This is a genomic window from Streptomyces viridifaciens (assembly GCF_001888885.2).
Lineage (GTDB): Bacteria > Actinomycetota > Actinomycetes > Streptomycetales > Streptomycetaceae > Kitasatospora > Kitasatospora aureofaciens.
This window is the reverse complement of record NZ_CP090841.1, coordinates 4416714-4436995: the sequence shown is the minus strand read 5'-3', so window position 1 is coordinate 4436995 and position 20282 is coordinate 4416714. Positions and strand designations below refer to the sequence as shown.

The window sequence follows — 20282 nt, the reverse complement described above, 5'->3', positions numbered from 1 at the left end:
CAGGCGCCTGCCGCAACACGCACCTCTCGATGGTCCGCTCGCTCCGCTCAATCACGCCGTCACCTCGCGGGCGGCGCGGTAGAAGTCCTTCCAGCCGTCGCGCTCGCGCACCACCCCTTCGACGTACTCGCGCCACACCGCCCGGTCCGCGACCGGGTCGCGGACGACCGCGCCGAGGATGCCGGCCGTCACGTCCCCGGCGCGCAGCACGCCGTCGCCGAAGTGGGTGGCCAGAGCCAGGCCGTTGGTCACCACCGAGATCGCCTCGGCGGTGGAGAGGGTGCCGCTCGGGGTCTTGACCTTCGTCCGGCCGTCCACGGTGAGGCCGGCCCGCAGCTCGCGGAAGACGGTCACCACGCGCCTGATCTCCTCGGCGCCGCCCGGCAGTTCGGGCAGGTCGAGGGAGCGGCCGAGCTGGTTGACCCGGCGGGTGACGATGTCGACCTCCTCGTCCAGCGAGCCCGGCAGCGGCAGCACCACGGTGTTGAAGCGGCGGCGCAGCGCGCTGGACAGCTCGTTGACGCCGCGGTCGCGGTCGTTGGCGGTGGCGATCACGTTGAAGCCGCGCACGGCCTGGGTCTCGCTTCCCAACTCCGGCACCGGCAGAGTCTTCTCGGACAGGATGGTGATCAGACTGTCCTGCACGTCGGCCGGGATGCGGGTGAGCTCCTCGATCCGGGCGAGCTTGCCGTCCGCCATCGCCCGCATCAGCGGCGAGGGCACCAGGGCGTCCCGGCTGGGGCCGTGGGTGAGCAGCTGCGCGTAGTTCCAGCCGTACCGGACGGCCTCCTCCGGCGTCCCCGCGGTGCCCTGCACCAGCAGCGTGGAGTCACCGCTGATCGCGGCCGCCAGGTGCTCCGACACCCAGGTCTTCGCCGTGCCGGGCACACCGAGCAGCAGCAGCGCCCGGTCCGTCGCCAGGGTGGTGACGGCGACCTCGACCACCCGGCGCGGGCCGATGTACTTGGGGGTGATCCGGGTGCCGTCGGGCAGCTCACCGCCGAGCAGGTACGTCGCCACGGCCCACGGCGAGAGCTTCCAGCGCTCGGGGCGGGGACGGTCGTCCTGGGCGGCCAGCGCGGCCAGTTCACCGGCGAAGGCGTCCTCGGCGTGCTGCCGCAGAACGTCGGTCATCGGGGGCTCCTTCGGGTCGGCCTCCGGGCACACGGATGCCCGGGCGGCAAAGGGATCGGGGGGAGCCAGGTCGGCGTCCCGGCCTGTGGGAACCACCTTGCAACGTGCCACTGACAACGCCCGGCCCGGTCCGGACGGTCAGTCAGCCGCTGTCAGTGCCCCCGCCTACCGTCGGTCGCATGGAGGAACGCTGGAGCACCGAACACGTCCTGTCCCTGGCGCCTGACGCCGCGTCGCGGAAGGCCGCCGGCAAGCTGTCCTCGCCCGCGCCCTGGTCCGGGACGGGCACCGACGGCGCCGCACTCTGGGGCGAGTGCCGGGGCAGCGGCCGCACCCCGTACCGCACCGTGATCGAACTCGCCACGCCCGCCTACCAGTGCAGCTGCCCCAGCCGGAAGTTCCCGTGCAAGCACGCGCTCGGGCTCCTCCTGCTGTGGAGCGGCGCCCCCGAGGCCGTGCCGACCGGCGAGGCCGCCGACTGGGCGGCCGAGTGGCTCCGGGCCCGCCGCGAGCGCGCCGAGAAGCGCGCGGCGCCCCCGGCCGATCCGGAGGCCGCCCGCCGCCGGGCCGAACGGCGCGGCGCCCGGGTCGCGGCCGGAGCGGCCGAGCTGCGGCTGCGACTGGCCGACCGGATCCGGCACGGCCTCGCCGATCAGTCGACGGCCGGCCCCTGGGAGGAGGTCGCGGCCCGGATGGTCGACGCCCAAGCCCCCGGACTGGCCACCAGAGTAAGGGAGTTGGACACCCTGCCGGAGGAGCGGCTGCTGGCGGAGTACGCGATGCTCCACCTGCTGGCCACCGCCGCCACCCGGATCGACGAGCTGCCGCCCGAACTGGCCGCCACCGTCCGCGCCCGGGTCGGCTACACCCTGGACGCCGCCGAGGTGCTCACCGGGCCCACCGTCCGGGACCGCTGGCTGGTACTCGGCAGCCGCGACACTGCCGACGAGCGGCTCACCACCCGCCGGGTCTGGCTGCGCGGCGCCAAGACCGGCCGCCCCGCCCTGCTGCTCGCCTTCGGCCGCCCCGGCCAGGCCCCCGACCTCGCCCTGCCCACCGGCCACCTGCTGGAGGCCGAACTCGCCTACCACCCCGGCGCCCGCCCGCTGCGCGCCGCGCTCGGCACCCGCTACGGCGCCCCCGAGCCCGGCCCGGCCGCCCCGCCCGCCGGCCTCACCGTCGCCGAGGCGGTCGCCGGGTACGGCACCGCGGTGGCCGACGACCCGTGGCTGGACAGCTGGCCGACGGTGCTCGCCGGGGTCGTCCCGGTCCGCGCCCCGGACGGCTGGTACCTGACGGACGGCCACCACACCGTCCCCGTACGCACCTCGGCCGTACCGGAGGCGGCGCTGTGGCGGCTGGTCGCGGTCTCCACCGGCCGCCCGCTGACGGTCTTCGGCGAGTACGGCCACCAGGGCTTCGCCCCGGTCACCGCCTGGTCCGCCGAGCACCGCCCGGTCGGCCTCAGCTCTTCCTAGGAGAACCGACGATGACGATCACCCAGGACCCGTGGGAGTCCCTGCGGACCAGCGCCCTGCTCGGCACCGACCGGCGCCCGCTCCCGGCCACCGCACTGCCGCTCGCCGAAGCCGTGGATCCCTCCGACCCGGCCACCGCGCTGCTGGAACTGGCCGCGCTGGCCACCGTCCGCCGCCGGGCCGGCGCCCTGCCCGTACCGGCCGCCGGCCCGCCCGGGCCACCCGCCCCGGAGGACCCCCGCCCGGAGATGCCGGAGGCCGCCGCCCGCCGACTGGCCGTCCTGCTCGCCGGACGCACCGGCGCAAACGGCGGCAGTGGCGGCGGCACCCTGGCCAACCTGGCCGAGCTGCTGCCGCAGTGGCTCACCACCGCCCGGTTCGAGGGCCTGCGGCCACCCGCCGCGCTGATACCCGCGCTGCTCGACGCCGCCCGCGCGCGCAGCGAACTGCGCGGCGACGCGGTCGCGCTGGCCGGCCCGCTGGGCCGCTGGCTGGCCTCGCAGAACCCGGACTGGCGGTTCGTGCTGCGCACCGCCGCCCCCGAACCGGACCGCCGGCCGGACGACCCGTCCGACCACCGGCTGTGGCACGAGGGCCTGTTCGCCGAGCGGGTCACCCACCTCACCCTGCTGCGCCGCCGGGACCCGGCCGCCGGGCTGGAGCTGCTGCGCAGCACCTGGCCCACCGAGCGCGCCGAGGACCGGCTGCTCTTCCTGGACGCCCTCCAGGACGGCCTCTCCCCCGCCGACGAACCCTTCCTGGAGGCCGCGCTGGGCGACCGCAGCAAGAACGTCCGCGCCACCGCCGCCGAACTGCTCTCCACCCTGCCCACCTCGGCGCTCGCCCGGCGGATGGCCGAACGGGCCCGGGCCGCCGTCCGCCTCGCCGACGGCGGCACCCACCTGCTGGTGACCCCGCCCGTCGAGTGCGACGAGCGGATGCAGCGCGACGGCATCGCCCCCAAGTCCCCCACCGGGCGCGGCGAGCGGGCCTGGTGGTTCGGCGAGGTGGTGGCCGCCGCGCCGCTGGCGGTCTGGGCGGAGAGCACCGGGCTGACGCCCGAGCAGCTGCTCGCCCTGCGGGTCGGCGACAGCGTGGACGAGACCAGCAGCAGCTGGGCCGACGACCTGCGCGAGGCCTGGGCGCGCGCCGCCGTCCGCCAGCACGACGCCGACTGGGCCCGGGCGCTGCTCGGCCCGGCGCCCGTCCCGCCGGCCCGCGGCGCCGGCCGGGCGCGCGGCGCGCGCGTCACCGGCGCCCCGTCCAAGCTGCTGGCCGTCCTGCCGCCCGAGGAGCGGGCCGCCTGGACGGCCGCCTTCATCGAGGTGCACGGCCTGGGCGACGCCTTCCAACTGCTCGGCGCCTGCGCGACCCCGTGGACGCCGCCGCTGTCCACCGCGGTGGTGAGGGCGCTGGCCCGGGCCGCGGCCTCCGGCGCCTACCCGTGGAGCCACAGCGGGGTGCTCGGGATGACGGAACGCGCGCTCGCCCCGGAGACGGCTGCCGCGGTGGAGGAGCTGGCCGCCGGGGCCTCCCCCGACTCGGCCTGGTCGGAGACCTTCGCCCGGTTGGCCGGGACGCTGCACTTCCGGGCCGCGATGCTGAACGAGCTCCGGCTGACGGCCCGAGAACAGGGCAGCTGAGAAAAGAGCGGCCGAGAAGAGAGCGGCTGAGAACGGCCGAGCGGGCCGGTCCGCGACGGACCGGCCCGCTCGGTAACTCCCGACGGTCAGCCGGCCGCGCGCAGGTTGGCCTCGACCCAGGCGACCACGTCCCGGGTGGGCGTGCCCGGGGTGAAGATGTCCGCGACGCCCAGCGCCTTGAGCTCGGCGATGTCCTCGTCCGGGATGATCCCGCCGCAGAAGACCTTGATGTCCGCCGCGTCGCGCTCCTTCAGCAGCTCCAGCACCCGTGCGCACAGCGTCATGTGGGCGCCCGAGAGGATCGACAGCCCGATGCCGTCCGCGTCCTCCTGGATCGCGGTGTCGACCACCTGCTCGGGCGTCTGGTGCAGCCCGGTGTAGATGACCTCCATACCGGCGTCGCGCAGGGCACGCGCGATGACCTTGGCGCCACGGTCGTGACCGTCGAGCCCCGGCTTGGCGACCACCACACGGATCGGCCCCGACACACTCATCACTGCCTCCTGGACCTCGTCGTCCATCATCCGACCGGACCTCGTGGGCCCACGGGTGCGGTTAACGCGGTTAACGCTCGATAACCAACCAACCTGAGGGGAGATTAGCGCCACCCGGCCCGGTTGGCCGAGCCGCCTCCCAAGAGGAGGGCAAAGTCACAGCCCCAGGCCTTGCTACCAGTGGGTACACCCCTTCGCGGACCCTCCGTACAGACCCGGCGCGCCGCCCGTCCGCCCCCTTGACAACCGGCGGTTTTTCCGGGGTGTCCGGCCTGGGGCTACAGTCACCGCTGTTCACCTCACACGATGACGTGCCCGAGGCCCACCGAGGAGGCAGCCCCCGATGGCTCCCGAAGCAGCCGCCCGTCCGACCCGTGCGGAGCTGCGCCTCGCCGCCCGCGAGCAGTCCCGTGCCCAGCGCCGCGGCGCCGCCAAGGCGGCCACCCGGGCCGCACTGTTCCGGGTCGCCGTCCCGTCGGTGGCCGCGCTCGGGGTCGCCGGGGCGGCGGGGGTCACGGTGGTGCACGAGCAGGCCGACCGGGTGCCCTCGCAGGCGTCGGCGGCCGACGCCCCCGACCGCACGGCCGCGCAGCAGACCGCCCAGCAGACGGCCGCCGACCTCGACCAGGCCGCCCAGGCCTCCCGCGGCGACGCCCGCCAACCGCTGAGCGGCGCCCAGCCCGGCGACGGGCGGCCCACCGCCACCCCGACCGCCCAGCCGACGGCCCAACCGGCCAAGCCCAAGGTGGTCATGCCGGTGGCCCAGCACGGCCTCGGCGAGCTGTTCGGCGCGGCCGGCACCCACTGGATGAACCGGCACACCGGCATCGACTTCCCGGTGGACGGCGGCTCCGAGGTGTACGCCGTCACCGACGGCACGATCCGGACGCAGTGGAACCCGTTCTACGGCTACATGTCGATACTGAAGATGCCGGACGGCACCGAGGCGTGGATGTGCCACCTGCGGGCGTACAAGGTCCGCAAGGGGCCGGTGAAGCAGGGCGACGTCATCGCGTACGTCGGCAGCAGCGGCAACAGCACCGGGCCGCACCTGCACTTCGAGATCCGGCCGCCGGGCAGCGGGCCGGTCGACCCGCTGCCCTGGTTCCTCTCGAACGGACTGGACCCGCGCTAGGGCCTGCCGCCTGCCCGCCCCGACCTGCGCCGGTCAGAGCTTCTCGACCGGCGCGTACCGCAGGACCAGCCGCTTGCGGCCGCCGGAGCCGAAGTCCACCTCGGCCTGCGCGTTGTCGCCGACGCCCGTCACGCCCGTCACCGTGCCCAGCCCAAAGGTGTCGTGGGTGACCCGGTCGCCCACCGCGAGCGCGACGACCTCGCGGTCCACGACCTTGCCGGGGCGCCGGGCCGACTGCCCCCAGCCCGCCTTCGGCGAGGCCGCAGCCGAGGACGAAGAACGCGAACTCCCGCCCCCGGGCGAGGACTTGCCCCAGGAAGAACCCGAGGAGAAGCCGCGCTGGACCGGCGCCTGCGCGGCCCCCGTCCGCTTCCACTCGACCAGCGTCTCCGGGATCTCCTCCAGGAAGCGCGAGGCCGGGTTGTAGGCCGGCTGCCCCCAGGCGCTGCGCAGCACCGAGCGGGTCAGGTAGAGCCGCTCGCGGGCCCGGGTGAGCCCCACGTACGCGAGCCGGCGTTCTTCCTCCAGCTCCTTGACCTGGTTGAGCGCCCGCATGTGCGGGAAGATCCCGTCCTCCATGCCGGTCAGGAAGACCACCGGGAACTCCAGGCCCTTGGCGGTGTGCAGGGTCATCATCGTGATGACGCCCTGCCCCTCCTCGTCCTCGTCCGGGATCTGATCGGAGTCGGCGACCAGCGCGACCCGCTCCAGGAAGTCGGCCAGCGAGCCGACCGGCGGCGCGCCGTCGTCCCCGGCGTCCGGCCGCTCGCCCGGATCCTGCTCGTACTCCAGCGCCACCGAGGCGAGCTCCTTGAGGTTCTCCACCCGGGTCTCGTCCTGCGGGTCGGTGGAGGCCTGGAGTTCGGCCAGGTAGCCGGTCTCCTCCAGGACGGCCTCCAGCACCGCCGCCGGGCCCGCGCCCGACTCGACGACCTGGCGCAGCCCGGCCATCAGGGTGTTGAACTTCTTGACGGCGTTGGCCGAGCGCGCAGCCAACCCGTACGCCTCGTCCACCCGCACCAGCGCCTGGGCGAAGGAGATCCGCTCCCGCGCGGCCAGCGCGTCGATCATCGCCTCGGCCCGCTCGCCGATGCCGCGCTTGGGCACGTTGAGGATCCGGCGCAGCGGCACGGTGTCCTCCGGGTTGGAGAGCACCCGCAGGTACGCCAGGACGTCCCGGACCTCCTTGCGCTCGTAGAAGCGCACCCCGCCGACCACCTTGTACGGCAGGCCGACCCGGATGAACACCTCCTCGAACACGCGGGACTGGGCGTTGGTGCGGTAGAAGATCGCGACGTCGCCGGGCTTGGCCTCGCCCTGGTCGGTGAGCCGGTCGATCTCGTCGGCGATGAACTGGGCCTCGCCGTGCTCGTCGTCCGCGACGTAGCCGACGACCTTCTCGCCGTGGTCGCCGGCTGTCCAGAGCTTCTTCTCGCGCCGGTTGGCGTTGCGCTCGATGACGGCGTTGGCGGCGCTCAGGATGGTCTGGGTGGAGCGGTAGTTCTGCTCCAGCAGGATCGTGGTCGCGTTCGGGTAGTCCTCCTCGAACTGGAGGATGTTGCGGATGGTCGCGCCGCGGAAGGCGTAGATCGACTGGTCCGCGTCACCGACCACGCACAGCTCGGCCGGCGGCACCTCGGCCAGCCGCCCGGCGGCCGGGTTCACGAAGTCCCCGTCCGCGGTGCGCTTGGGCGCGGCCGCGACGGATCCGCCGCTCAGCTCCCGGACCAGCATGTACTGGGCGTGGTTGGTGTCCTGGTACTCGTCGACCAGGATGTGCCGGAACCGGCGCCGGTAGTGCTCGGCGACGTCGGGGAAGGCCTGCAGCAGGTTCACCGTCGTCATGATGATGTCGTCGAAGTCCAGCGCGTTGGCCTCGCGCAGCCGCCGCTGGTAGAGCGCGTACGCCTCGGCGAGCTTCTTCTCCATCGGGTTGGCGGCCTGGTCGGCGAAGGTCTCCTCGTCGATCAGCTCGTTCTTGAGGTTGCTGACCTTCGCCGTGAAGGACTTCGGCGGGAACTGCTTCGGGTCCAGGTCGAGGTCGCGGCAGACCAGCGACATCAGCCGCTGGGAGTCGGCCGAGTCGTAGATCGAGAAGCTGGAGGTGAAGCCCAGCTGCTTGGACTCGCGGCGCAGGATCCGCACGCAGGCGCTGTGGAAGGTGGACACCCACATCGCCCGGGCGCGCGGGCCGACCAGCGCCTCGACGCGCTCGCGCATCTCGCCGGCGGCCTTGTTGGTGAAGGTGATCGCCAGGATCTCGCCCGGCTGCACCCCGCGGGCGCCCAACAGGTGGGCGATCCGGTGGGTCAGCACCCGGGTCTTGCCGGAGCCGGCGCCGGCCACGATCAGCAGCGGCGAGCCGGCGTGCAGGACGGCCTCGCGCTGCGGGTCGTTCATCCCCTCCAGCAGCTGCGCCGGGTCCACCACCGTCCGGGCGGCGCCGTTGCGGTACCAGGCGTCCCGCTCGGCCTCCGCGGCATGGTCGGTGTGGAACAGCCCCTCCGGGATCGCCTCCTCGTACGCGTCGTACGGAAGCTCGTCCTCGTACGGCGGGGGCTCCTCGCCGATCGCGTCGGCGGGCACGGCGGGTTGCTTCGACCCGGCGGCGGGTGCCTCGAAACCGGGGAGCGGGAGGTCGTCAAAGAGGCTACTCATGGCACATCGAGTCTATGGCCACCCACCGACAAGCCCGCCCGCCCCGAGGGATCCGAGGCGGGCGGGCCAGGCAGGGCCGGATCAGACCAGGCGGCGGGCGGTGGCCCAGCGGGTGAGCTCGTGCCGGTTGCTGAGCTGGAGCTTGCGCAGCACGGCGGAGACGTGGCTCTCGACGGTCTTCACCGAGATGAAGAGCTGCTTGGCGATCTCCTTGTAGGCGTAGCCGCGGGCGATCAGCCGGAGCACCTCGCGCTCGCGCTGGGTGAGGCGGTCCAGGTCCTCGTCCACCGGCGGGGTGTCGGTCGCGGCGAAGGCGTCCAGCACGAAGCCGGCCAGCCGGGGCGAGAAGACCGCGTCGCCGTCGGCGATCCGGAAGATCGCGTCGACCAGGTCGGTGCCGGTGATGGTCTTGGTGACGTAGCCGCGCGCGCCGCCGCGGATGACGCCGATCACGTCCTCGGCGGCGTCCGAGACGGACAGCGCCAGGAACTTCACCCCGCCCTGCTCGCCCATCACGCCGGCCGAGCGGCGCAGCACCTCGACGCCGCCGCCGCCGGGCAGGTGGACGTCGAGCAGCACCACGTCCGGCCTGGTCTCGGCGACCACGCGGACCGCCGAGTCCACGTCGTCGGCCTCGCCCACCACGTCGATGCCGGTCACCTCGGTGCGGCCGATCTCGGCCCTGACCCCCGTCCGGAACATCCGGTGGTCGTCCACCAGGACGACCCTGGCCGTGCGCTCCGGCGCTGCCTCAGTCATTCGTTCTCTCCATCTCCAGCTCGACCTCCGTGCCGCCGCCCGCCGCCGGCCGCACCCGAGCGGTGCCGCCGTGGCGCTTCATCCGGCCGACGATCGACTCCCGTACGCCCATCCGGTCCTCGGGCACCGTGTCGGGATCGAAGCCGGGGCCGTGGTCGCGGACGAACACCGACACCGTCCTCCCCTCCACCTCGGCGTAGACCTGGACCGGTCCCCCGCCACCGTACTTGGCCGCGTTGACGGTTGCCTCCCTCGCGGCCTGCATCTGTGCCGCGATCCTCTCGTCCATCGGGCAGTCGCCGACGATCACCAGCTCGACCGGGACGCCGTGCCGGTCCTCGACCTCGGCGACGGCCGCCCGCAGGGTCTCCGCCATGGTGTCCGGCGCGGCCTCGGCGGCGGCCTCGGGGCGGTACAGCCACAGCCGCAGCTCGCGTTCCTGGGAGCGGGCGAGGCGCAGCACCTCCTTGGGGTCCTCGGCCCGACGCTGGATCAGGGTGAGGGTGTGCAGCACCGAGTCGTGGATGTGCGCGGCGATCTCGGCGCGCTCCTGGGCGCGGATGCGGGCGGTGCGCTCGGCGCCGAGGTCCTGCCACAGCCGCAGGCCGTACGGGCCGAGCAGCACCAGCACCCCGGCCAGCACGGCGAGCGAGGCCTGGATCACCGAGCCGAGGGTGGAGCCGCTGCCCTGCATCGCGAGCAGCGCGATGGTGCCGCCCACCACGAGCAGCACACCGGCGCCGACCCGGGTGTAGGCGCCGCGCCTCTTCTCGCCCTCCATGCCGAACCAGCGCTGCCAGCGCGAGTCGTCGGCCTGCCGCCAGACCAGCGCGACGCCGACGCCGATCGCCAGCAGCGGCCAGGTGTACGGCTTGGCGGTCTGCCAGCCGAGCACGTTCAACAGGGCGATCAGGCCGATCACGACCATGACCAGGGCGGCGAGTTGGCCGATGCCGCCCTGCGCGCCCCTGGCCGCGGGCCGCTTCCCGGCCTCGGCCCCGGCCTCGCCCTCGACGGCGGGGGGCGCGGTGACCGGCTCGCCCTGGAGCGCGTGCTGGAGCAGTTCGCGCAGCCGACCGATCCAGCCGCCGCCCGACTTGGTCAGCGGTGTGCCCGGCCGCAGCCAGGGCGAGGTCGGGACGTAGACGCCGTTGACGTTCACCCAGTGGGTGGCGCCGCGGTGGGCGGGCTCGCCGATGCCGATCGGCACCACGAACCAGAACGCCGCGTACAGCAGCGCGCCGATCCCCTGCGCGAAGAACAGCAGCACGAAGGCCAGCCGCACCCAGCGGACCGGCAGTCCGAGGTGCACCGCGAGGCCGTTCGCCACGCCGCCCAGCATCCGCCCCTGCGGGCTGCGGTAGAGCCGCCGGTAGGGCGGGCGCCCGCCGTCGGGCGCGTTGGGGTCGGCGCCGGCCGACGCCGCGGCGTCGGGGGCGAGGGGGCGGGGATCGGTACCGGGTGCTGCCACGCCACCGATGGTTCCACGCGGGCGCCTTCGGGCGCATCAGGGTGGGTCCCCCACCCTTATCAGGGACAAGTCAGGGTACGGGCAGGGCCGTACCCGGTTGGGCCCGCCCGCCCCCTGCCGGAAGGATGGTGCCCATGACCGAGGACCCCCGCATCCAGGAAGCCGGGCCCGCCGCCCCGCCGGAACCGGAACGCCCCCCGCTGACCAGGACCGAGCACCACCGCGTGGTCGCCGGCGTCTGCGGCGGCCTCGGGCGGCACCTGGACATCGACCCGGTGGTGTTCCGGGTGGTCACCGTGGTGCTCTGCCTCTCCGGCGGGCTCGGGCTCTTCCTGTACGGCCTGGCCTGGCTGATCGTCCCGACCGAGGACGGCGCCGACGGCAAGGGCCGCGGGGGGCGCACCGAGCTCCAGCGGGTGCTGACCGGCCGGGTCGACGGCCAGTCGATCGGCGCGGTGCTGCTGACCGTGATCGGCACCGGGGTGTTCTTCTCCTCGATGGACGACGGCGACCAGATGTTCCCGTTGCTGCTGCTCGGCGGCCTGGTCTTCCTGGCGGTGCGCTACGACCCGGAGCGCCGCCGCGGCCGGGGTCGCGGGCGCCGCCACGGCGGCCCGTACGACCGCCACTTCCCCGACGACGACGGCCCCGGCCGGCCGCAGGACGAGGCCGCCCGGGCCCGGCACGCCGCCGCCCAGGCCGCCGGGACCGCCCCCGCCGACTCCCCGGCCCCCGGCCCCAGCGGCTACCTGTGGGACCCGCGCCACCCCGAGCGCAACCCGTACGGCGCCGCCGACCCGGCCGGTCCCACGCCCGCGTACGGCACCAAGGTCCCGCCGCCCGGCGGCCCTGCGCAGCCCTGGTGGCAGCGCACCGACCTCCCGGAGGGCGACCCGCTGCGCAAGGAGCGCCCGGAGCGCCGCCGCGAGCCGACCGCCGTCCGGCAGCCGAGGGAGCGCTCGCCGCTCGGCTTCTTCGGCTTCCTGCTGGCGATCGGCGCGGCCGCCGCGGTCTGGTCCGCCTCGGTCGGCCACACCGACGTCACCAAGCTGAGCACCGTCGTGCTGGCCACCGGGCTGCTGGTGATCGGCCTGACCCTGCTGCTGGCCGCCAGGTTCGGCAGGGCCCGCCGGCTCGCGGTGCTGGGCCTGCTGACCACGTTGGTGCTGGCCTTCACCGGCCACGCCCCGCACACCGTGCAGGACGCCATCGGCGACCGCACCTGGACGGTCGGCTCGGCCGCCGAGCTGAAGGACCGCTACAACCTCGGCGCCGGCAACGTCCGGCTCGACCTGTCCGGGCTCGACCCGGCCGGGAGCACCCTCGCCACCAAGGTCGACCTGGGCGCCGGCGAACTGGTGGTCACCGTGCCGCCGAACGTCACGGTGAACCTGGTGACCCGGGTCGGCCTGGGCAACGTCACCGTCCCCGGTGACCGCAACGACGGCACCGGGCGGCACGTCTACCGGATCGACCCCGTGGGCGGTCAGCCGTCCAAGGGCACGCTCGATCTCCAACTCGGCCTCGGCCTCGGCGACATCAAGGTGGTCCAGCAGTGAGGAAGCACCGGCTCGACCTGTTCTCGCTGATCGCGGGCGGGCTGTTCACCGTGATCGCGGTGGTCTACCTGGTGGCCGCGCTCAACGACCGCTCGGTGAACGGACGGATCGTCGTCCCGGTCACCTTCATCGTGCTCGGCGTCGGCGGCCTGGCCGGCGCGGTCGCCGCGGTGGCCCGGCGGGGCAGGCCGGACCGCGAGGAATAGCGGGCCCAGCTCCGCAGCGGGCTCAGCTCTGCAGCGGGCCCAGGGTCAGCTTGTCGCCGTCCTTGCCGACCCCGTACCTGGGCAGCGGCTTGACGGCCGGCCCGTTGACCACGGCGCCGGTCGCGGCGTCGAAGCGGGAGCCGTGGCAGGGGCAGTAGAACTGGCCGTTCTTCGGCGCGTCCACCGCGCAGCCGGAGTGGGTGCACACCGAGGAGAAGGCGCAGTACTGGCCGGCCTTGGGCTGCACGATGTAGACGGCGTCCCCGGTGGCCGGGTCCTTGACCTGGGCCGAGCCGCCGACCGGCACGCTCGCCGCGGCCACCGTGGGGGCGGGCGCGGTGCCACTGGGAACCGGGGCCGCGGACGGCACGGGCGCGGACTGCACGGGCGCGGCGGCCTGCCGGCCCCGGCCGAAGGTGCGGGTCAGCGAGCCCGTCAGCAGCCCGGCGCCGCCGATCGCGACCGCCGCGATCCCGCCGTCCACCAGCGCCCGGCGCTTGACGTGGTCCTCGGCCAGCCCCCGCTCGCGGTCCCGCCCGGCCCGGCGGGCCAGGTAGCCGTCCACCGACAGGTCCGACGTACCGGCCAGCAGCAGCGGCGTCCAGGCCATCAGGTAGCCGAGGTCGTTGCCGAGGTAGTACGGCGACACGTTCCAGCTGACGGTCAGCCACAGGCTCAGGTTGATCAGCGCGCCGCCGAGCGCCGCGACCCGGCCCCACAGGCCGAGCAGGGTGCCCAGGCCGACGGCCAGCTCGCCGAAGGCGATGGCCAGCGCGGACAGGGTGGGGTGGTCGAGCGCCGGGCCGAGCAGGAAGGCGATCGGGCTGCCGCCGTCCTTGGCCGCCCGGGTCTGGGAGACGAAGGAGGCCTGGTCGCCGGCGCCGGCCAGGAAGTGCGCGTCGGAGAGCTTGTCCAGAGCCGCGTAGACGAAGGTGATGCCGAGGAACAGCCGCAGCGGCAGCAGCGCGTGCCGGGACGCGAGCGCCCTCCACCGCTCCGCCCGGACGGCCCGGTCGGCCGCTTCCCCGCCGACCGCCTCGGAGCTGCTTACCTCCGACATCCCTCACACCTTCCCTCGCGGCCTGCCACTCCCTGACAGGTCCGGTCCGCATTCTGCCCGCTCCTGCACGCTTTCGGTGGGAGGTCCCACCCGGGGGCCGCGAAGTCCCCACCGGGTGAACGAACGGCAACGCCGCCGCTCCCGTGTACGGGAACGACGGCGCGGCCGTTCGGCACCGGCTCACCGGCGCGGGGGTGCTACTCCCACTCGATGGTGCCCGGCGGCTTGCTGGTGACGTCGACGACGACGCGGTTCACGTCGCGGACCTCGTTGGTGATCCGGGTGGAGATCCGGGCCAGCACGTCGTACGGCAGGCGCGACCAGTCGGCGGTCATGGCGTCCTCGGACGAGACCGGGCGCAGCACGATCGGGTGACCGTAGGTGCGGCCGTCGCCCTGCACGCCCACGCTGCGCACGTCGGCGAGCAGCACGACCGGGCACTGCCAGATCTCGCGGTCCAGACCGGCCGCGGTCAGCTCCTCGCGGGCGATCGCGTCGGCGTCGCGGAGCAGGTCCAGGCGCTCCTTGGTGACCTCGCCGACGATCCGGATGCCCAGACCCGGGCCCGGGAACGGCTGGCGCTGGACGATCTCCTCCGGCAGGCCGAGCTCCTGGCCGACCATCCGGACCTCGTCCTTGAACAGCTTGCGCAGCGGCTCGACCAGCTGGAACTGCAGGTCCTCGGGCAGGCCGCCGACGTTGTGGTGGGACTTGATGTTGGCGGTCCCGGTGCCGCCGCCGGACTCCACCACGTCCGGGTACAGGGTGCCCTGGACCAGGAAGTCGACCGACTCGCCGTGGGCGCCGGCCTCGGCGACGATCTCGGCCTGGGCCTGCTCGAAGACCCGGATGAACTCGCGGCCGATGATCTTGCGCTTCTCCTCGGGGTCGGTGACCCCCTTCAGCGCCTTCAGGAAGCGCTCGGAGGCGTCGACGACCTTCAGCTGGACGCCGGTGGCGGCCACGAAGTCCTTCTCGACCTGCTCGGTCTCGCCCTTGCGCATCAGGCCGTGGTCGACGTAGACACAGGTCAGCCGGTCACCGATGGCCTTGTTGACCAGGGCCGCGGCGACCGCGGAGTCCACGCCGCCGGACAGGCCGCAGATCGCGCGCTTGTTGCCGACCTGCTCGCGGATCAGGGCGATCTGCTCCTCGACCACGCTGCCGGTGGTCCAGGTCGGGGCGATGCCGGCGCCGCGGTAGAGGAAGTGCTCCAGGATCAGCTGGCCGTGGTCGGAGTGCAGCACCTCGGGGTGGTACTGGACGCCGTACAGACGGGCCTCGTCGTTCTCGAAGGCCGCGACCGGGACCAGGTCGGTGGAGGCGGTGACGGTGAAGCCCTCCGGGGCGGCCGAGCAGGCGTCGCCGTGCGACATCCACACCGAGTGCTGCGCCGGGACGCCCTCGAACAGGGTGGAGCCGGTGCGGGAGACGGTCAGCGGAGTGCGGCCGTACTCGCGGGCACCGTTGTTGTCGACGGTGCCGCCCAGCGTCTTGGCCATCAGCTGGAAGCCGTAGCACATGCCGAAGACCGGGACACCGGCCTCGAAGATCGCGCGGTCGATCTGCGGCGCGCCCTCTTCGTAGACCGACGACGGACCGCCGGAGAGGATGATCGCCTTGGGGTTCTTGGCGAGCATCTCGGCGACCGGCATGCTGCTCGGCACGATCTCGCTGTAGACCCGCGCCTCACGCACCCGACGGGCGATGAGCTGGGCGTACTGGGCACCGAAGTCGACCACCAGGACGGTGTCGTTGTCCGGCACGGACTGGACGGGAATTGCAGAGGACACAGACGGCCTTCCGGCAGCGGTATCGAGGTGTCGCGCTGAACCGCCTCCCCGGGCAGGGGTGGCGGCGGCGGACGGGTGTGGGGTGTCTGGACTCCGATTCTACCGGGCTGTCCGGTTTCACTCGTCTGCACGTCCAAGGAACCGTGACCGGGTGGGGCCGCGCTTCGTTGCTTCTGACGACCGGACGGCCGCGCCGCGTCCGCCAGACGCGCCGCCGCCGCCCCCGACCGGGGGCACCGCCGTACGGACTGCAGGACCACGCGTGGAGCTTCACCCCAGTCCACCGGCGCACGTGGCGCCGCCGCCCCGGCCCGCCGGGGAGCGCGGCGCCGTGGGACCGTGCGCGGGTACCGCGGCCGGCCAGCAGGGGACAGCGACCCCGGCCGCGACTGGGCCGAGAGGTGGGACGGCCGGCTCCCGGGGACGCCCGGGGGCCGGCCGTCGCACCGACCGCCGCACCAAGGTTCGATCCGGGGCGCGCTCCGGGCGCACCTCCCCCCACCGTCCCGCGCTGCTACGCGCGTCCCCGTGCGCCGCAGCCCTTCAGGCCACTACGCACCGTGATCATTCGGCGCACCGTCGTCGGCACACGGAGTGGTTCGAAGTGCGCCGAACCGGTTGCAGAGCAACCCCTCCGTCCAGCACGATGCTCCCTGTGAACGGTTCCCCCAACGGCCGGCAGGCGCGTCGCGGGGATCGGACCGCGTCTCCGCCGTCGCCGCGCAGGAAGGCGACAGCGGTTTTCAGTTCACGCTCCGTGAGCGATGGCCCGGCGCAGACCTGCCCGCCGACCCGCCGCCGCAAGGGAGCGCATGCCCTGCTCGCCGGCCACCCACGTCGGCGCCGAAGGGGCACGACCACGAGCCAACCGACAGGACGGCGCTCCTCCCCCGGCGCCGTCACCTCCAGCACCCGGCGCAGCCCTGACGCCGAGTGCTGAGCGACAAAGGGCCCCGTACCCCCGCGGGGCCCTTTGCCCTTTCCGCGACCTACGGGTGGTCGCGCCAGACGCTCGGGTCGACCGGCTCCTCCGGCGGCCGCGGCGCGGCCCCGGGCTGCGGCGTCCCGGCGGCGGGCGCGGGCGGCCCGTCGTGCGAGCCGAGCACTTCGCTCACCCCGACCACCGGCGCGTCCGCCACCGGACCGGCCGGGTGCGGCACCTCCGGCGGCACCGGCCCGTACGGCGGCGCCTGCGGGGGCACTCCGGGCGGTACCGGGCCCGGCACCGGGCCGGCCGGCGGGCCCGCGAAGCCGGGTCCGCCCGGGTGCGGCACCTCCGGCGGCACCGGCCCGTACGCCCCGTACGGCGTCGTCCCGTAGGGCGCCGCCGCGTACGGCACCGCCCCGTACGGCACCGCCGCGCCCCGGCCGCCCAGCGCTGCCAGCAGCGCGGGCACCAGCAGCGCACCGACCAGCGCCCAGACCGCGCAGGCCACCAGCACGCTGAGGAAGGCCAGCCCCACCGAGGTGTCCTGGGTGGAGGGCGAGTTGTTCCCGCCGCCCCAGCTCCCGGAGGTCGGTGCCCGGAGGGACACCGAGGTGCTGAAGAGCCCGCCGGACGCCGCCGTCAGCGCGGTGAGCAGCACGGCGTACACGGCCGCCAGCCGGAGCCGGTCGGCCGTGTCCAGCCGCCGCCGGTAGGCCGTCCAGCCGAGCAGGCCCGCCGCGGCGAGCGCCAGCAGGCCGGTCCAGCGCCAGTCTGCGGTCTCGCCGTGCAGGTCGAAGAAGGAGAACTCCCGGTGGCTGTCGCGGTAGTCGCTCCACCCCGGGACGGCACCCCTGGTGGTGTCCGACCGGACGGTGGCGCCCGAGCCCAGGCCGAGCAGCAGCAGGCCAAGGTTGGGCAGGAAGGCCAGCGAGAGCGGCGTCTCCCAGCCCTGGTCGCTGTTGGCGGCGACCAGCACGAAGGCCGTCAACGAGGCCAGGCCCACGGTCAGCGCGAGCGCCTGGCCCGCCGTCAGCGCGGCCACCGCCCAGCCGCGCACCGACGGGTTGCGCCAGGCGGCCCAGCGCAGCGCGTCGGTGCCGTACACGGTGAAGGCCAGCAGTCCGCCCACCAGGAGCGTCCAGCCGACCGCCCAGATCCAGCCGGAGTCCGTGCTGAAGGACGGCTTGAGGCCCGGGCCCTCGCCGTAGTACCCGCCGTCGGTGTTCCCCGGGTTCCAGTCGGTACCGGCGATCAGCCCGAGCACCGCGGTCACCAGGCCGAGAACCACCGCCGTGCGCAGCGCCTCACCGGCCGCCTGGCCGCGGGTCAGCTGGGAGCCGTCGGCCTTGCGCCGGCGCAGCCCGGCCCGCAGGCCGAGCCAGAGCGCCAGGCACCACAGGACGGTGACCGTCATCGGCACCACCCAGAAGGTGACGTCCAGGTTCTCCGAGCGGCTGCGGGTGATCGGGTTCTGGAAGCCGAGCCGGAACGGCGCGCCCAGCGCGTTCAGCGCCGTCGCCAGGGTGGAGAGGAAGCGGTCGCCGAACTCGGGGGTCGGGAAGGCCCGGTCGAGGGAGTAGTCGCTCGGGATCGCCGCTACCAGCGCCGCCAGCAGCAGCACCACGGTCGGCCCGACGGCCGCCCGCAGCGCCGGGCGCCAGCTCGTGCCGGTCAGCAGGCGCAGCAGCGGCGACTGGGCGCTCTTCGGGTGGTACGGCTGCCCGGCGCCCCAGCTGCCCACCGCGGGCGGCCCGCCGACCGGCGGGTATCCGGCACTCCGGCCGGGCGGCGGCGGGTAGTACCCGGGCGGCCCGGCGGGCGGCGGTACAGCCGGCTGCGGTACGGCGGGCAGCGCGACGGCCGTCGGGGGCGGGGGTGCCGTCGGCCGTCCGCACGAGCCACAGGCGGGCGCCCCCTCCACCGAAGTCGCGCCGCACGATGCGCAGTTGGCCATGGACCGCATTCCCCCCGCTCGACGAGTTCCTGGTCCCCCAGGGAGCCCGTTTATCCCATCGGACTCGAACGGATGTCAACCGGAAAGCGGCCCGGGCGGGTTGGCCTCCAGGGCCGGTTCAGCCGCGCTTCTTCGGGACCTCCGGGACGGGCAGCATCGGCAGTCGCAGCGCACCGAAGGCACCCTCCGGCACGGCCGGGCGCACCGGCGCGACGGGGTCGACCCGGCGGTAGGCCTCGCCCTGCGCCGGGCGCCGGTCGGCCTCGCCCTTGTTGGGCCACATCGACAGCGCGCGCTCGGCCTGCGCGGTGATGGTGAGCGAGGGGTTCACACCGAGGTTGGCGGAGACGGCCGCGCCGTCCACCACGCTGATCCCGGGGTGCCCGTACAGCCGGTGGTACGGGTCGACCACGCCGGTCTCGGGGGTGTCGCCGATCGGGCAGCCGCCGAGGAAGTGCGCGGTCATCGGGATGTCGAAGATCTCGCCGACGGTGCTGCCGGGGAAGCCGTTGATCTCGTCGGCCAGCGCCTGGGCGCCCTTCTCGGCGGCCGGGATCCAGGTCGGGTTGGGCTCGCCGTGGCCCTGGCTGGAGGTGAGCCGGGGCTTGCCGAGCGGGCCCTTCTTGAGCGAGACGGTGATCGAGTTGTCCAGCGACTGCATCACCAGGCCGATGATCGTCTTCTCGGACCAGCCGCGCTGGTTCATCGAGCGGCCGAAGGTCACCGGGTGGAGCACCGAGTTGCCCAGGTAGCGCAGCCAGCGCGGGGCCCTCCCACCACCCTTGACCTGGGCGATCGACAGCGCGCCCATCGCGTTGGAGCCCTTGCCGTAGCGGACCGGCTCGATGTGGGTGTTGGCGTCCGGGTGGATCGAGGAGGTGATCGCGACGCCCTTGGTGAAGTCCGCCTTGGTGCCGTAGCGCCGGTCGGTGGTCTGCGCGCCCACCAGCGCCTCGGAGTTGGTGCGGGTCAGCTCGCCGAGCCGGTCGGAGATCCGGGGCAGGTGGCCGGCGTCGCGCATCCGGTGCAGCAGCGACTGGGTGCCGTAGGTGCCGGCCGCGACCACCACCCGGGCGGCGGTGATGGTCCGGGCGCCTGCCTTGACCCGGTCGGTCCTCGACCGGGAGTCGGTGCGGCGCACGTCCACCGCATAGCCGCGGCTACCGTCGGCCCCGGCGAGCTCGCGGATCCGGGCCACCGTGGTCAGCGGGTGGATCTCCGCACCGCCCCGCTCCGCCAGGTACAGGTAGTTCTCGGTGAGCATGTTCTTGGCGCCGTGCCGGCAGCCGGTCATGCACTCGCCGCACTCCACGCAGGCCCGGCGGGCCGGGCCGGCACCGCCGAAGTACGGGTCGGCGACCTCCTCGCCGGGCGCCGCCTTCGTGGTCCCGTCGGTGTCCTTGCCGTCCCCGAAGAAGACCCCGACCGGTGCCATGTGGAAGGTGTCCCCGACGCCCATCTTCTCGGCCGCCGCCCTGAGGTGGACGTCGGACGGCGTGACGGTCGGGTTCAGCCGGACCCCGAGCATCCGCTGCGCCTGGTCGTAGAACGGCGCCAACTCCTCCTGCCAGTCGGTGATGTGGCGCCACTGGCGGTCCTCGAAGAACGCCTTCGGCGGCACGTACAGGGTGTTGGCGTAGTTCAGCGAGCCGCCGCCGACCCCGGCGCCGGCCAGGATCAGCACGTTGGCCAGCAGGTGGATCCGCTGGATGCCGTACAGCCCGAGCTGCGGAGCCCACAGGTAGTTCGGCAGGTCCCAGGAGTTCCGCGGCAGTTCGTCCCGCTCGAAGCGCCGCCCGGCCTCCAGGACGGCGACCCGGTAGCCCTTCTCGGTCAGCCGCAGCGCCGCGACCGAACCGCCGAAGCCGGAGCCGACCACGACCACGTCGTAGTCGAACTCCGCCGAACCGCCGGACTCCACCATCTGCCACTGCTCCTTCGGGGACGAACCTGCCTGGGGGAAAGCCTGGTCGGCGCCGCGTCGAACCGCGGCGCCAGGTGGACGACGGC

The 20282-nt window shown here is 74.2% G+C and carries 14 protein-coding genes; 5 read left to right on the top strand and 9 right to left on the bottom strand.

What is annotated here, in order from left to right; translation table 11 throughout:
- Window positions 1-51 precede the first annotated feature (51 nt).
- Window positions 52-1134, bottom strand: coding sequence for an ATP-binding protein (locus tag BOQ63_RS27000; protein ID WP_033349975.1), 1083 nt, complete (start codon window positions 1132-1134; stop codon window positions 52-54).
- Window positions 1135-1313: 179 nt separating this feature from the next.
- On the opposite strand from BOQ63_RS27000, the gene BOQ63_RS26995 reads away from it, so the two are divergent.
- A complete protein-coding gene (locus BOQ63_RS26995) occupies window positions 1314-2612 on the top strand; it encodes an SWIM zinc finger family protein (protein WP_150476134.1) in 1299 nt (432 codons plus the stop codon).
- Between the two features lie 11 nt (window positions 2613-2623).
- Window positions 2624-4255: a DUF5691 domain-containing protein gene (locus tag BOQ63_RS26990; RefSeq protein WP_030280899.1), complete on the top strand. Its 1632-nt coding sequence runs from the start codon at window positions 2624-2626 to the stop codon at window positions 4253-4255.
- Between the two features lie 86 nt (window positions 4256-4341).
- Here BOQ63_RS26990 and icmB read toward each other — a convergent pair whose 3' ends face one another.
- On the bottom strand, window positions 4342-4749 hold the full coding sequence (icmB, locus tag BOQ63_RS26985) for a coenzyme B12-dependent isobutyryl CoA mutase small subunit (protein ID WP_030280897.1): 408 nt from the start codon (window positions 4747-4749) through the stop codon (window positions 4342-4344).
- A 343-nt stretch (window positions 4750-5092) separates the two neighbouring features.
- On the opposite strand from icmB, the gene BOQ63_RS26980 reads away from it, so the two are divergent.
- Window positions 5093-5884 carry a M23 family metallopeptidase gene (locus tag BOQ63_RS26980; protein ID WP_150476132.1) on the top strand — a complete coding sequence of 264 codons (792 nt, stop codon included), beginning with the start codon at window positions 5093-5095 and terminating at the stop codon, window positions 5882-5884.
- A gap of 33 nt (window positions 5885-5917) precedes the next feature.
- Here the strand turns inward: BOQ63_RS26980 and pcrA are convergent, their stop codons facing one another.
- From pcrA to BOQ63_RS26965, 3 genes are all read right to left on the bottom strand, one after another.
- A complete protein-coding gene (gene pcrA, locus BOQ63_RS26975; protein ID WP_072655097.1) occupies window positions 5918-8542 on the bottom strand; it encodes a DNA helicase PcrA in 2625 nt (874 codons plus the stop codon).
- Between the two features lie 81 nt (window positions 8543-8623).
- The gene (locus BOQ63_RS26970) at window positions 8624-9301 is read right to left on the bottom strand and encodes a LuxR C-terminal-related transcriptional regulator (RefSeq protein WP_030280891.1); all 678 of its coding nucleotides are present in this window, start codon (window positions 9299-9301) and stop codon (window positions 8624-8626) included.
- Window positions 9294-10643 carry an ATP-binding protein gene (locus BOQ63_RS26965; protein WP_046385606.1) on the bottom strand — a complete coding sequence of 450 codons (1350 nt, stop codon included), beginning with the start codon at window positions 10641-10643 and terminating at the stop codon, window positions 9294-9296. The genes BOQ63_RS26970 and BOQ63_RS26965 overlap by 8 nt, the downstream gene beginning before the upstream one ends.
- Window positions 10644-10906: 263 nt before the next feature.
- Here BOQ63_RS26965 and BOQ63_RS26960 point away from each other — a divergent pair, with 263 nt between their 5' ends.
- On the top strand, window positions 10907-12331 hold the full coding sequence (locus BOQ63_RS26960) for a PspC domain-containing protein (protein ID WP_191093592.1): 1425 nt from the start codon (window positions 10907-10909) through the stop codon (window positions 12329-12331).
- A complete protein-coding gene (locus BOQ63_RS26955; protein ID WP_030280885.1) occupies window positions 12328-12537 on the top strand; it encodes a hypothetical protein in 210 nt (69 codons plus the stop codon). The genes BOQ63_RS26960 and BOQ63_RS26955 overlap by 4 nt, the downstream gene beginning before the upstream one ends.
- 22 nt (window positions 12538-12559) lie before the next feature.
- Here BOQ63_RS26955 and BOQ63_RS26950 read toward each other — a convergent pair whose 3' ends face one another.
- The 4 genes from BOQ63_RS26950 to BOQ63_RS26935 all read right to left on the bottom strand — a co-directional run bounded on the left by BOQ63_RS26950 (window position 12560) and on the right by BOQ63_RS26935 (window position 20196).
- Window positions 12560-13597 carry a Rieske 2Fe-2S domain-containing protein gene (locus tag BOQ63_RS26950; RefSeq protein ID WP_191093591.1) on the bottom strand — a complete coding sequence of 346 codons (1038 nt, stop codon included), beginning with the start codon at window positions 13595-13597 and terminating at the stop codon, window positions 12560-12562.
- A 197-nt stretch (window positions 13598-13794) separates the two neighbouring features.
- Window positions 13795-15363: a glutamine-hydrolyzing GMP synthase gene (gene guaA / locus BOQ63_RS26945; RefSeq protein ID WP_435821415.1), complete on the bottom strand. Its 1569-nt coding sequence runs from the start codon at window positions 15361-15363 to the stop codon at window positions 13795-13797.
- A 1016-nt stretch (window positions 15364-16379) separates the two neighbouring features.
- Complete coding sequence (locus BOQ63_RS26940; RefSeq protein WP_150476129.1) at window positions 16380-18272, bottom strand: hypothetical protein; 1893 nt, start codon at window positions 18270-18272, stop codon at window positions 16380-16382.
- Window positions 18273-18390: 118 nt separating this feature from the next.
- The gene (locus tag BOQ63_RS26935) at window positions 18391-20196 is read right to left on the bottom strand and encodes a GMC oxidoreductase (RefSeq protein WP_030553122.1); all 1806 of its coding nucleotides are present in this window, start codon (window positions 20194-20196) and stop codon (window positions 18391-18393) included.
- Window positions 20197-20282: the final 86 nt, after the last annotated feature.

Coding starts and splice junctions, on each gene's coding strand:
- BOQ63_RS26990 (WP_030280899.1), top strand. CDS start 2,624: ATGACGATCACCCAGGACCCGTGGGAGTCCCTGCGGACCAGCGCCCTG.
- BOQ63_RS26960 (WP_191093592.1), top strand. CDS start 10,907: ATGACCGAGGACCCCCGCATCCAGGAAGCCGGGCCCGCCGCCCCGCCG.
- BOQ63_RS26970 (WP_030280891.1), bottom strand. CDS start 9,301: ATGACTGAGGCAGCGCCGGAGCGCACGGCCAGGGTCGTCCTGGTGGAC.
- BOQ63_RS26980 (WP_150476132.1), top strand. CDS start 5,093: ATGGCTCCCGAAGCAGCCGCCCGTCCGACCCGTGCGGAGCTGCGCCTC.
- BOQ63_RS26940 (WP_150476129.1), bottom strand. CDS start 18,272: ATGGCCAACTGCGCATCGTGCGGCGCGACTTCGGTGGAGGGGGCGCCC.
- BOQ63_RS26995 (WP_150476134.1), top strand. CDS start 1,314: ATGGAGGAACGCTGGAGCACCGAACACGTCCTGTCCCTGGCGCCTGAC.
- BOQ63_RS26935 (WP_030553122.1), bottom strand. CDS start 20,196: ATGGTGGAGTCCGGCGGTTCGGCGGAGTTCGACTACGACGTGGTCGTG.
- BOQ63_RS26965 (WP_046385606.1), bottom strand. CDS start 10,643: ATGCTGGGCGGCGTGGCGAACGGCCTCGCGGTGCACCTCGGACTGCCG.
- BOQ63_RS26950 (WP_191093591.1), bottom strand. CDS start 13,597: ATGTCGGAGGTAAGCAGCTCCGAGGCGGTCGGCGGGGAAGCGGCCGAC.
- icmB (WP_030280897.1), bottom strand. CDS start 4,749: ATGAGTGTGTCGGGGCCGATCCGTGTGGTGGTCGCCAAGCCGGGGCTC.
- pcrA (WP_072655097.1), bottom strand. CDS start 8,542: ATGAGTAGCCTCTTTGACGACCTCCCGCTCCCCGGTTTCGAGGCACCC.
- BOQ63_RS27000 (WP_033349975.1), bottom strand. CDS start 1,134: ATGACCGACGTTCTGCGGCAGCACGCCGAGGACGCCTTCGCCGGTGAA.